The sequence below is a fragment of the Micromonospora sp. ABR4_055 genome, assembly GCF_056160425.1.
This window is the reverse complement of the sequence record NZ_JBSWXD010000078.1, coordinates 1-12,388: the sequence shown is the minus strand read 5'-3', so window position 1 is coordinate 12,388 and position 12,388 is coordinate 1. Positions and strand designations below refer to the sequence as shown.

Sequence of the window (12,388 nt, the reverse complement as noted above, 5' to 3'; positions counted from 1 at the left end):
GCCGTCTCCGTGGCCGACCTGTCTCCGTGACCGACCTGTCTCCGGAGCCGATCTGGATCAGCCGCCGACCCGGATCAGCCGGGCGGACAGGTGCGGGGACAGCGGCTGACCGACGGCGGCCATTTCCTGGGCGTACAGCAGCGCCCCCTCCACGATGCCGAACAGCCGGTGGCCACCGGTGACCTCCTTGGCGGTACCGGTACGCACCACAGCGTCGGTGGCCAACTCGACCCGCACCCCGGTGACCCGACCCAGGTAGAGCTCCATCACCCCGGTCGGGGTCATCATCGTCGCCTCCAGCTCACCGGTGGCCCGGCCGTCGGCGTCGGTCACCGCCCGCCACCAGCCGAGTTCACGGCCGGCCGGGCGCACCGGGCGGGACTGCTCGTCGAGCAGCCAGGCCCGCGACTCGTACCGCAGGAACGGCCGGCCGTCGTGGCTGATCTGGATCTCCTGCGCGTAGTCGAAGTCCTCAATCGTCGGGTAGCCGCCGCGCCCCCGCCCACGCCACACCCCGATGTACGGCAGCAGCGCGTTCAACGCCGGGTGCAGCTTCGGGCCGACCCGCAGGTCGTGGCTCTCCTCGAACGGGTACGGGTCGACCGGCGGGGCGTCCAGCCATGGCGGCCGGACCGGGTTCTCCTCGGTGCTCGGCTGTCCCGCTCCGGACGCGCTGCTCGCGCTCATCGATCCTCCGCTTTCTCACCAGCGTCCACGGCAGATGCGGACCGCGAGGTAGACCAGGCCACCGGCGAGCGCGCCGAAGCCTGCCACCAGCAGGCTGACGAACCCGATCTCGGTAACCATGACAAGGCCATCCTATGCTGGCCGCATGGCTCGCACTCTCGTCGTGAAGGCGACCGCCGGCTCGGACGAGCCGGAGCGGTGCGCCCAGGCGTTCACCGTAGCGGGCACCGCCGCCGCGGCCGGCGTCGAGGTCTCCCTCTGGCTGACCGGTGAGTCGGCGTGGCTCGGGCTGCCCGGCCGGGCAGCCGAGTTCGACCTGCCGCATTCGGCTCCGCTGCCCGACCTGCTGGACGCGGTGCTGGCCGGTGGTGGTCGGGTGACGGTCTGTACGCAGTGCGCGGCCCGCCGTGGGTTCGGCCCGGACGATGTGCTGCCGGGGGTACGGATCGCCGGGGCGGCGGTCTTTGTCGAAGAGATCATGGCCGACGGCGTCCAGGCCCTCGTCTACTGACCGGGTGTCTAGCGGCCGGGTCGGCAGCCGACGACGGATCAGCGGTTGGACGACGGGATCAGCAGGTGAAGTCGGTGGCGGCGATCCAGACGTCGTCGCCGTCGAGCCGCACCACGGTGCCCTTGCTGCCGTACCGGTGGATGAACAGCGGTGCCTGATCGGAGACCACGGTGGCGCGCGGCATGGTGAAGCCGAGCGACGCCCACTCGTCGGACTCCGCGGTGCTGGCCGCAGTCAGCGCGTAGCTGCTGAGCTGTCCGTCTCCGTCGGGACAGGGCAGTTCCACCGACGATGCGGCCCGTACGTCGGCCACCCCGAAGGCGCCCGTCAGCACTTCGGCGTGGCTGCGCGGGGTCGGGCCGACGATGGCGCCCGGCCGGGGGTCGGCGGGCGCGGGCCGGGACCCGTCGGAGGCCGGTCGGCAGCCGGTGCTGATCCGCAACTGCACCACGCCGGCGCGGATCAGTTCGCCGCGGACCGCGACGAAATCACCGGCGTCGGCACCTAGCCGCGACCGGCCGGTGGCGGCGTCGTGCCGGGCTATCGCGGCGTAGCTGGCCGGGAGCCGGTGGGCGATCCGGTCGAGCAACGCCGGGCCGGAGTCGGGCGCCGTGTAGGCGGTGAGCACCCGGGTCAGTTCGGCGCCGGGGCGCATCGGCGTGATCCGGCAGCCGGCGCTGATCTGTTCCTCGGCCAGCACCACCACGCCGGCGTCGCCGACCGCAGCGGTCAGGTCGATCGCCGCCCGGTCGGCGACTGGCCGCGCCTGTCCAATGTCGCGCTGCTCGCGGACGGTCGGGCTGTCGTCCCGCTGGGACTGCACGGCCAGGCCGAACAGCAGCACGCTCCAGGCGACTGCGGCGGCCGCCAGCGACCACCGCCACCACCGACGCACCGGGCCCTGACCAGCGGCGCTCGGCGGCATGGCGGCAGATGACGGCACCTCAGCAGATGACGGTCCCGACGACGACGGCGGCGGGGCTGCTGCTGCCGGGTGTGCCGGCGGGACGGCCGGGGTCGCGGGCGGGTCGTCAGTCACCCGGCCATGGTGCCAGGTACCGGCCAGGGCGGCCGGCCCGGCAGCCGTCAGCAGCCGACCTCGACCGGCCTGCCGATCCGCTGCTCCGGCAGCTCCCGATCCGACCCGTCCCAGCCGGGCTCGTCCGGTACCGCATCCTCGTGGACCAGTTCGTCGCGAGCCGCCACGTCGTCACGGACCGCCACATAGTCACGGACCGCGCCGTCGCCGGCCACGTCGTCCCGCTGGTACCCGACCCGGTCCGGTCCCGTCGCCGCCAGAGCGCCGAAGTTGTCCGGCGCGCTCGACGCGAGCCGGTAGCCGACGCCCCGTACGGTCTGGATCTCCAGGCCGCCGCCGGCGCCGCGCAACTTGCGGCGCAGCCGTTTCACGGCCGAGTGCAGGATGGCCGTGTCGCCGAGATAGGCCCCGCCCCAGACCGAGCCGAAGAGCCGTTCGTAGGTCCAGACCACCACCGGTGGGGTGGCCAGCCGGGCCAGCAACTCCCGCTCCAGCCGGGTCAGCGCCAACGGCTCACCCCGCCAGGTGACGAGATGGCCGGGCACGTCGACGACGAGGTCGCCGAGCACGACCGGCGCCGCCGGTTCCGGTTCTTCCGCCGGTACGGGCGGAAACAGCATCGCCCGTAACTCGGCCAGATCAGTACAGATGACTACCGTGCCGCAGTCGTCGAGGCGTCTCACGACGCGCTCACGGACGGCTACGTCAGCGGTGACACACACGACCAGTGGCACCTCACCGTTGACCACCGCGCGCTCCTCCCCAGGTTGCTGCGTGTCATCAGACAACGCCGTTTAGTCGCCGGAGTCAACAGCGACAGTCACCGATACCACCGCGGCCCGACGCTCGACCACATGTTGCCCGGGTACTGCCTGAAAACTGCCCAACAGACCCCATTGATCACCAACGTCGCCCACTAAAGCATGACTCGTAGCCGCCGTGCGAAAACTATCCGTAGAGCACTGCCCGCACGCGACTTGGGCGGATTTCGGGCTTTCCGGTCCGCTGATCCCGCGGTCCGGCGAGTACGGACCGCCTACGAGCATGGGGGGACCGCGTGGTCGACCTGCCCCGCCGCCGAACCGGACGACACCATAGTGACCGCAGCACCGCCCGCCGCCGCGTCCACGGCGGCCAGGGCCGGCTGCTGCACCGGATATTCACCGCCGGGCTGATCACCCTGCTCGCGGTGACCGCCCAACCCGCCGCCGCGACCGCCGCACCCGGTGCCGGCCCGGCCGACGGGTCGGCCACCGCGCCGATCAGCGCCGAGCTCGCCGCCGAACTGGACCGCGACGGCACCATCGACTTCATGGTCTACCTGCGCGACCGCGCCGACCTGTCCGGTGCGGCCGACGCCGCCAGCGCCGGGCTGCCGACCGGTGACCGGCGCGCCGACGCCCGGGCCGAGGCCGTACACCACGAGCTGACCACCACCGCCCGGCGCAGCCAGCAGAGCCTGCGCAAACTGCTCGACGGGCGGAAGGCTGACTACACTGCGTACTGGATCGCCAACGCGGTCCGGGTCACCGGCGACCGGGACCTGGCCGACCGGATCGCCGCCCTGCCCGAGGTGCAGCAGCTCGAACCAGCTCGCAGCTACCCGCTGCTCACCCCGGAACCAGCCGAACCGGTGCCGCCGGTCGGCGACGACGCCGGCACCACCGCCGTCGAGTGGAACATCGACGACGTCCGGGCGCCACAGGTCTGGTCCGAATTCGGCACCAGCGGCGACGGGATCGTCGTGGCCACCATCGACAGCGGCGTCGAGTTCGACCACCCGGCCCTGGCCGCCAGCTACCGGGGAGCCGGCGCCGGCGGCTACGACCACGACTACAACTGGTTCGACCCGACCGGCATCTGCCCGACCGGGACCCCCTGTGACAACAACGGTCACGGCACCCACGTCACCGGCACCATGACCGGCGACGACGGCGGCGACAACCAGACCGGGGTGGCACCCGGTGCCCGCTGGATCGCTGCCAAGGGCTGCGAGGTCACCAACTGCTCCGACGCGTCGCTGCTGGCCGCCGGCCAGTGGGTGCTCGCCCCGACCGACACCTCGGGCGCGAACCCCCGGCCGGAGCTGCGCCCCGACGTGGTCAACAACTCGTGGGGCGGCGGACAGGCCGACCCGTGGTACCGGCAGACCGTCGACGCCTGGATCGCCGCCGGCATCTTCCCGGCCTTCGCCATCGGCAATGAGGGACCGGGCTGCGGCACCGCCAGCTCCCCCGGCGACTACCCGCAGGCGTACGCAACCGGCAACTACGACGTCAACCACCGGATCGCCGCCCGGTCCAGCCGGGGCGCCTCGTTGGTCGACGGATCGGTCAAGCCGAACATCGCCGCGCCCGGCACCGCGGTCCGCTCCAGCATCCCCGGTGGCGGGTACGCGGCGTACAGCGGCACCTCGATGGCCTCCCCGCACGTCGCCGCCACAGTCGCGCTGGCCTGGTCGGCGGCACCGACCCTGCACGGCGACATCGCCGCCACCCGGGCCCTGCTGGACGGCACCGCGATCGACACCGACGACACCAGCTGCGGCGGGACCGCAGCCAACAACAACAACTTCGGTGAGGGTCGGCTCGACGCGTACGCCGCCGTCGAGGCCGCCCCGCGCGGACCCGCCGGCCGGGTGACCGGCGTGGTCACCGGCGACGGCGACCCGCTGCCCGGGGCCACCGTCGCCGCCGGCGACCGCAGCGTCACCACCGGCACCGACGGCGGCTACTCGCTGACCCTGCCGACCGGTGAGTACACCGTCACCGCCAGCGCGTTCGGCTACCAGCCGGACAGCGCCACGGTCACGGTCGCCGAGGACGGCACCGTCGAGCAGGACTTCGACCTGGCCGCCACCACCCTGGTCACGCTCAGCGGCCGGGTCACCGACGCGGCCGGCCACGGCTGGCCGCTCTACGCCCGGGTCGAGGTCGACGGACGGCCGGAGACCGTCACCTACACCGACCCGGCGTCCGGCCGCTACACGCTGACCGTGCCCGGCGGCACCGCCGTGACGCTGGTCGCCACGGCGACGCTCGCCGGATACCAGCCGACCCGGGTGGAGGTGCCGGCCGGCGACACCGACCGCACCGTGCACCTGGCGGTGCCGGTCACCGCCGAGTGCGTGACCCCCGGGTACGTGGCCAGCTTCGGCGACCCGCTGCTCGCCGAGAGCTTCCCGACCGCCGACACCCCGGACGGCTGGTCGGTGGTCAACCGCACCGACGGCGGCGGTTGGGAGTTCTCCGACATCGGCTCGCGGGGCAACCTGACCGGCGGTGACGGCGGCTTCGCCAACATCGACAGTGACGCGCTCGGCGTCGGTGAGGTCCAGGACACCGACCTGGTCACCCCGATGCTGGACCTGTCCGGCGCGGACGCGCCCTACCTGCGGTTCGCCAGCGACTGGCGGGCGGTGGGGCTCAGCGACAGCGCCGAGATCGGTGTCTCGGTCGACGGCGGCGCCAGCTGGACCAACGTCTGGCGGTACACCACCAGCCGACGCGGGCCGCGCACCGAGGAGATCCCGCTGACCTCGGTGGCCGGTGCCGACGAAGTGCTGATCCGGTTCCGCTTCCAGGGCAGCTACGCCTGGTGGTGGCAGGTCGACGACGTCGAGGTGGTCGACCGCAGCTGCACTCCGCTGCCCGGTGGCCTGCTGGTCGGCAACACCACCGACCACAACACCGGGGCCGCGCTGAACGGCGTCACGGTGACCAGCGCCACCGACCCGACGGTACGGGCGGTCTCCGCTGCCACGCCGGACGACCCGGCCCTGCCCGACGGCTTCTACCAGCTCTTCTCTCCACTGGTCGGCGAGCAGGAGTTCACCGCGACGCGAGCGCCGTACCAGGTGCGGAGTCGGACGGTGACGGTGGTCGCCGACCGGGCCCGCCGGGCCGACTTCTCGGTCAAGGCCGGCCGGTTGGCGATCAGCCCGACCAGCCCGGTCGTGTCCCACCAGCCGTACGGCAGCACCCGCAAGGCCAAGGTGACGGTGACCAACACCGGCAGCGCGCCGGCCGAGGTCGAGATGCTGACCGGCGACGGTGGGTTCAGCCTGCTGGTCGGCGACGGTGCCCCGCTGGCCGAACACAAGGTCAAGGGAATCAGCAGGGCCTGGCAGGGTCCGGCGTACGGCGCCCCGGCCGGTGCCGCGCCGACCCGGATCACCGCCGCGACGGAGGCGGCCGGAGCCGCGGCCGGGACGGCCGCCGATGCCTGGACGCGGGCCCCGGACCACCCGACGGCGGTCTTCGACAACGCGGCCGCCACGCTCGACGGCAAGGTCTACTCGGTCGGCGGGGGCAGCACCACCGGCACCGAGCGGGACGCCTGGGTCTACGACCCGGTCACCGACGTCTGGAGCGCCCTGCCCGACCTGCCGACGGCCCGCAGCAAGCCGGTGCTCGCCGCGGCCGGCGGCAAGCTGTACCTGTTCGGCGGATGGGGTGCCGGTGGGACTCCGGTGGCGAGCGTCGACGTGTTCGACCCGGCGACCGGGACGTGGGCCACGCTGTCCGGGGTGACCAGCCCCGCGCCGCGGGCCGCGGCCGGGTCCGCCGTCATCGGCGGCACGATCTATCTGATCGGCGGCTGCATCGACGGCACCTGCACCGACTCGCGTACGGTGCTGGCGTTCGACACCGGCACCGGCACGTTCCGGTCCCGGGCCGACTATCCGGTTGCCGCGTCCTGGTTGGCCTGTGGCGGGATCGGTGAGCTGGCGTACTGCGCCGGCGGCGCCGGCGCCGTCGAGTACCGGTCGACGTACGCCTACGACCCGGCCACCGACGCCTGGAGCCCGTTGCCGGACCTGCCGTTGGACCTGTGGGGCGGGCAGTACGCGGCGGCCGGTGGCCTGCTGGTGATCGCCGGCGGGGTGACCGGGGCGTCCACCACGGTGACGAACCGTACGGTCGGCTTCGACCCGGCCGCCGGGGTCTGGCGTGACCTGCCGAACACCGAGTTCGCCCGGTACCGGGGCGCCGGTGCCTGCGGGGCGTACAAGGTCGGCGGATCGCCGAGCTCGTTCGTCGGTTCGGCGCAGGTGGAGGTGCTCGCCGGGCTGGAGCTGTGCGACGCCGCGGCCGACCTGCCGTGGCTGGTCACCGACCCTGGCAGCTTCACCCTTGCCCCTGGTGCCTCCCGGACGGTCACCGTCACGCTGGCGGCGACCGCCGAGGCCGGCGTGGACCAGCCCGGCCGGTACGCGGCGACCCTCGGGTTGCGGTCCGACACCCCGTACCCGGTCGGCCAGGTGGACGTGCAGATGAACGTCTCGCCGCCGGCCTCCTGGGCGAAGGTACAGGGCACCGTCACCGGGGTCAGCTGCGCCGGGGTCGAGGTCGGAGTAGCCGGGGCGACGATCCGGCTGAACTCGCTGACCGATCCGGGCACCGGCTACACGCTGCGCACCGGTGCCGATGGCGGGTACGCGTACTGGCTGCCACGCGGGCAGTACGAGATCATCTCCGCGAAGGACGGCTGGGTGCCGCAGGCCCGGCAGGAACGGCTGCCGGCCGGGATCGTCACCACGGTCGACAGCGTGCTCGAACCGGTCGATCCCTGCCCGGCCCGCCTCGGCGGGATCTGACCCGGGTGACCGGGTCGACCGACGGCGTGTCTGACCGATGGTGAGAACGGGTGCCGGGCCAGCCCAGCTCTGGCCCGGCACCCGCCGGCGGTCAACCCGGAATCGTCACGGGTTGACCGGGCATCGCACCCAGTCCCGGCCCTTCACATACGACCACGAGCAGGTGTGCACGGCGTGGCCCTTGCGGTTCCGCAGGAATGCCTTGTCACCTTCGACATCCCACACGAAACCAGCCGTGTTCCAGTACACGGTCCGTGCGGTGTCGTCGCCGGCACCGGAACGCAGCCATACCCGGCCGCCTTTTCCAGGAATGACGACGTCGCCGAACCGGTAAGTCCGGCCATTCTTGTTGTGCACCGTGTAGCCCCGCAGGTTGACCGCTTCCTTACCCCGGTTGACCAGTTGCAGCCATTCCCGGTTGGCGAACGTCCCACTGCCGTCGTTGACGCCGTTCGGGTGGTACTGGACGCTGTGCACCCGCAGGCTGGGTGCAGCACTCGCAGGTGCGGCGATGGTCATCGAGGTGACCAGCCCGAGCATCGCCGCAGTCAGGACACCGACAGTCTTTCGCATGATTCCCCCATGGGATGAGCAATTTTCGCAGGCATCGGAAGAACCGAAACCCGATTCGCCGTACGCCCGCTACCGCCACGAAGAATTGTGGGTGACGGGCCGCCCAATTCACCAGAGAGTGACGTCATCAAGTCAGTTCGTACTGCCGCGCCGTCCCGTCGGGCGCTGGTGCCTTGTCGGTGTGGCCACCGGCCGGAGCGACCAGGGTGACGCCGTCGGTCGGCCGTTTCCGCTGTCCACAGGGCGACAGCGGGAACCGGCGACGGGTGATCCGCCGCCAATGTCGGTCACGAAGCCGACAGGCCGCCGCCCCGGGAAAACTCCGGGGCGGCGGCCTGTCGTCGGGTCGGGCCGGGCGTCAGCTGCCGACGGTCACCGAGACCTCGTTGACTCCCTGGGCGGCGGTCACCGGGGTGTCGCCGTTGCCGTGCCGGGACAGGGCCCGCAGGGTCCAGCTGCCCGGTGCGGCGAAGAACCGGAACTGGCCGGCCGGCGAGGTGACCACCTCGGCGGTGAACTCGCCGGTGGCGTCCAGCAGCCGCACGTACGCGCCGGCCACGGCCTCGCCGCCGGCCGACCGCACGGTCCCGGTGATCACGGTCTCCTTGGCCAGGTCGACGCTGGCCGGCAGCGGTGCCGCCTGGTCCGGGGCGGCGCAGCCCGCCGCGGTCGGGGCGTTCGGTGTGGTCGCAGCGGTCATCGTCACGCCTTTCCGGGCTCGTCGCCGAGCACAACCGGCACGCCGATCAGCGAGCCGTACTCGGTCCAGGACCCGTCGTAGTTCTTCACGTTGGAGTGCCCGAGCAGCTCCTTGAGCACGAACCAGGTGTGCGAGGAACGCTCGCCGATCCGGCAGTACGCGATGGTGTCCTTGCCGTCCTCGAGGCCGGCCTCGGCGTACAGGGCGCGCAGCTCGTCGTCGGACTTGAAGGTGCCGTCCTCGTTGGCCGCCTTGGACCACGGCACGTTGACCGCGGTCGGAATGTGCCCGGCCCGCTGCGCCTGCTCCTGCGGCAGGTGGGCGGGGGCGAGCAGCCGGCCGGCGAACTCGTCGGGCGAGCGGACGTCGACCAGGTTCTGGGTGCCGATCGCGGCCACCACCTCGTCACGGAATGCCCGGATGGAGCTGTCCGGCTCCTGGGCGACGTACTGGGTGGCCGGGCGGGCGACCACCTCGGTGGTCATCGGGCGGGCGTCCAGCTCCCACTTCTTGCGGCCGCCGTCGAGCAGCTTGACGTCGCGGTGGCCGTACAGCTTGAAGTACCAGTACGCGTACGCCGCGAACCAGTTGTTGTTGCCGCCGTAGAGGACCACGACGTCGTCGTTGCCGATGCCCCGCTCGGACAGCAGCGCCTCGAACTGCGACTTGTTGATGAAGTCGCGGCGTACCGGGTCCTGCAGGTCGGTCTTCCAGTCGATCTTGACCGCGCCGGCGATGTGCCCACCGTCGTACGCGGAGGTGTCCTCGTCGACCTCGACGAAGACGACGCCCGGGGCGTCGAGGTTCTTCTCGGCCCAGTCGGCCGAAACGAGTGCGGTGTCGCGACTCATCAGATCACTCCCTGGTTGGTCTCCCCCTGGCCCGGCGGGCCGCCGGTGCGGAGGAAGCGGATCGGTGGCGAGTCCACGCCGCAGGTGTCGCACCTGTGCGGGACCCTGGAGGACGGATCACGGACGTGCGACGGCGCCGCTGCCGGGCGATGGTGAGAATTCTTCGGCGCTGGTCACCGACCACAGAAAGGGTCGACGACAGCCCGCCGGGTCAGCCCGCCGTCAGAGGACCGGGCGACACAGGCAGGTGGCCACACGGCACAGGTCGACCGCGCGCCGCTTAGTGAGGAACTTCCCCATGGGGCCGAAGCTTACCAGCCTGTTTCCGGACGGTCACCGATCCGACCACGCAATGGGACATCCGGGCGCTGAGACCTGCGCCACCCTGCAGCCGGGTCCGCCACGCCGGTCCGCAACGCCGGTCCGCCGGAGATGGTCAGCCGAGTGCGCTCAGCGGCACGTCGGTGGCGGTGGCGGTGACGGCCAGGCCGGCCGGGGTCACGGCCACCTCCTGCAGGTCGAGCTGGAACGGCAGGGCGGGCAGCGGCACCGCGATGGACAATTGCTGGGCGTAGGCCTCAACGAACCCGCGGGCCGCCTCGTCGCCGGGCAGCCCTTCGGCGGCGAGTTCGTCGAAGCGCAGCAGCACCTCGCCCGGAGCGACCTCCAGGTCCGCGGTGCCGGTCAGGGTGACCTGCTGACCGAGGATGTCCACCGGGGCGGTGACGCCGAGCCGTCCATCCTGTTCGGACAACTCCACGCCGGGCTGGTCGATCAGCTGCACGATGCTGTCGTAGGAGACCGTGGCGGTCCCCTGCACGGTCTCCGCGATGACCTCACCCTGGCCGGTGCGCAGCGTCTCCAACGGCGCCTGTACGCCCCGCGCGTCGACGTCGAGGGTGGGCAGCCGCACGCTGTTGCCGTTGACCGCCGCCGACACGTCGCGCAGCACGATCGAGACTGACTGGTAGCGGCCGGTCGCGACCTGGCTGAGGAACGGGAACCCGCCGATCGAGACCTCCGGCTCGGAGGACTCGATGTTCTGACCGGCCACCTGCTGGCGGATCTGGTCGGCGACCGCCCGTTCGGCGTACGCGACGGCGACCCGGTCGGCGACGACCAGGACCAGCGCCAGGACGAGCAGCAGCACGGCGACGACGGTCAGTAGCCGGCGGGCTCGTCGGCCTGGTTGCCGCTGGGAACGCGACCGGTGGACCGGTTCCTCCTGGTACGCCGGATAGGTCGACACGGTGCCTCCTCGGCTGCGGACGGATGCGCCGTACCGTATCTACCCAACCTGAGTACGGCTCATCCGGCACCGGCCCGACCGGTCAGGTACCTCACCTGACCGACCCGGTGACCTGACCGACCCGGTGACTCAGTTGAAGATCAGCACACCGAGGGCGTAGGACAGCGGCGCGGCGAGGGCGAACCCGCCGAGCGGACCCTGCATGTGCCGGGCCACCCACATCGTCGGCGGATCCCCGGCCATCTGCCGGCTGGCCTCGGCGTAGCCGGTGGCGAGGTCGACCAGGACCGCCGCACTGGCGGCGACCAGGCCGACCAGGGCCGCAGTGACCGGGGTGAAGCCGACCACGTAGATGCCGAGCACTGCGCTGGCCAGCGTGCCCACCATGGCACCGAGCACCACGCCGGTGGCGCCCCGGGGCACCTGCGGGGCGAGCCGCGGCCGGGACACCACCGCGTCGGTGAGCCGGGCGGTCATCAGCGCGATGCCGGTGCCGGCCAGCGCCACCACGATGGTCTGGGTGCCACCGAGCTGCAGCCGGCTGAGCACGATCAGCGTGGCGAAGGCGACCACTCCGACGACGATCTGCAACGTGGCGCCGAGCGACTCGGTGACCCTGGTGCGGTCGGCCGGCCGGATCAGCTGGGCGAGGACCGCGACGACGAAGCCGCCTGCCGCCGCGTACCCGACCGGGGCCAGCGAGGCGACGGTCGGCAGCAACGCTCCGATGTCGGCGACGGCCGCGGCCAGCAGGCCCACCCCGCCGATGACCGGCATCGCCGGTGGCCGGATCGCCAACGTCCAGGAGATCACGAAGAGCAGTTGTACGCCGAAGACGACGATGGTGAACGGGGTCCGGGCCAGCCCTGGCCCGGCGGTCTGCCCACCGAAGATCAGCCCCAGGGCCAGCAGCACGGAGAACCCGGCCACGGTGAGCGAGATGGTCCGGCTGACCGGCACCGGCGCCGACGTGGACCGGCTGCTGACGGTTTCCTGCTCCCCGGTGCGGTCCGGCCGGTCCGCCGGCCGGCTGTCCGCCGCGCCCGACGGGCCGGTGGCCTCGCCACCCACAGCGGCCGCACCACCGGGAGCGGGCGCGTGACCCGGGGCCGGACCCAGACCCGGGGACTGGCTGTTATACAAACCCGACGCTGCCGAAAAGCTTATCCTGGTGTAGAT

At 72.2% G+C, this 12,388-nt stretch carries 11 protein-coding genes and 1 pseudogene; 2 read left to right on the top strand and 10 right to left on the bottom strand.

Going from position 1 to position 12,388, the window contains the following annotated elements:
* Positions 1-57 precede the first annotated feature (57 nt).
* Both ACXAHD_RS18565 and mtfM read right to left on the bottom strand, forming a co-directional pair.
* Entirely contained in the window at positions 58-687 is a 630-nt protein-coding gene (locus ACXAHD_RS18565) for a heme-binding beta-barrel domain-containing protein (RefSeq protein ID WP_475051981.1), read from the bottom strand.
* A 15-nt stretch (positions 688-702) separates the two neighbouring features.
* Entirely contained in the window at positions 703-807 is a 105-nt protein-coding gene (mtfM, locus tag ACXAHD_RS18560; protein ID WP_278171721.1) for a small membrane protein MtfM, read from the bottom strand.
* 25 nt (positions 808-832) lie between these two features.
* On the opposite strand from mtfM, the gene ACXAHD_RS18555 reads away from it, so the two are divergent.
* Positions 833-1,198 carry a DsrE family protein gene (locus tag ACXAHD_RS18555; protein WP_281553005.1) on the top strand — a complete coding sequence of 122 codons (366 nt, stop codon included), beginning with the start codon at positions 833-835 and terminating at the stop codon, positions 1,196-1,198.
* A gap of 58 nt (positions 1,199-1,256) precedes the next feature.
* Here the strand turns inward: ACXAHD_RS18555 and ACXAHD_RS18550 are convergent, their stop codons facing one another.
* Positions 1,257-2,237 (bottom strand): hypothetical protein, encoded by a 981-nt coding sequence (locus ACXAHD_RS18550; RefSeq protein WP_281567138.1) that lies wholly within the window; start codon positions 2,235-2,237, stop codon positions 1,257-1,259.
* A gap of 263 nt (positions 2,238-2,500) precedes the next feature.
* Positions 2,501-2,986, bottom strand: a pseudogene (locus ACXAHD_RS18545) (winged helix-turn-helix domain-containing protein); the annotation flags it as partial.
* A 407-nt stretch (positions 2,987-3,393) separates the two neighbouring features.
* Between ACXAHD_RS18545 and ACXAHD_RS18540 the strand changes: the two are divergent.
* Complete coding sequence (locus tag ACXAHD_RS18540) at positions 3,394-7,836, top strand: S8 family serine peptidase (RefSeq protein ID WP_475052010.1); 4,443 nt, start codon at positions 3,394-3,396, stop codon at positions 7,834-7,836.
* A gap of 105 nt (positions 7,837-7,941) precedes the next feature.
* Here ACXAHD_RS18540 and ACXAHD_RS18535 read toward each other — a convergent pair whose 3' ends face one another.
* The 6 genes from ACXAHD_RS18535 to ACXAHD_RS18510 form a co-directional block, all read right to left on the bottom strand.
* The gene (locus ACXAHD_RS18535; protein WP_281553003.1) at positions 7,942-8,409 is read right to left on the bottom strand and encodes a lamin tail domain-containing protein; all 468 of its coding nucleotides are present in this window, start codon (positions 8,407-8,409) and stop codon (positions 7,942-7,944) included.
* Positions 8,410-8,767: 358 nt separating this feature from the next.
* Positions 8,768-9,109, bottom strand: a complete 342-nt coding sequence (locus tag ACXAHD_RS18530) for a DUF1416 domain-containing protein (protein ID WP_281553002.1) — start codon at positions 9,107-9,109, stop codon at positions 8,768-8,770.
* A 2-nt stretch (positions 9,110-9,111) separates the two neighbouring features.
* Complete coding sequence (locus ACXAHD_RS18525; RefSeq protein ID WP_281553001.1) at positions 9,112-9,960, bottom strand: sulfurtransferase; 849 nt, start codon at positions 9,958-9,960, stop codon at positions 9,112-9,114.
* A 222-nt stretch (positions 9,961-10,182) separates the two neighbouring features.
* Entirely contained in the window at positions 10,183-10,278 is a 96-nt protein-coding gene (locus ACXAHD_RS18520; protein ID WP_416552081.1) for an Ms5788A family Cys-rich leader peptide, read from the bottom strand.
* 118 nt (positions 10,279-10,396) lie between these two features.
* Positions 10,397-11,209, bottom strand: a complete 813-nt coding sequence (locus ACXAHD_RS18515; RefSeq protein WP_281553000.1) for an LmeA family phospholipid-binding protein — start codon at positions 11,207-11,209, stop codon at positions 10,397-10,399.
* 129 nt (positions 11,210-11,338) lie between these two features.
* Positions 11,339-12,352 (bottom strand): hypothetical protein, encoded by a 1,014-nt coding sequence (locus tag ACXAHD_RS18510; protein WP_475052006.1) that lies wholly within the window; start codon positions 12,350-12,352, stop codon positions 11,339-11,341.
* Positions 12,353-12,388 lie beyond the last annotated feature (36 nt).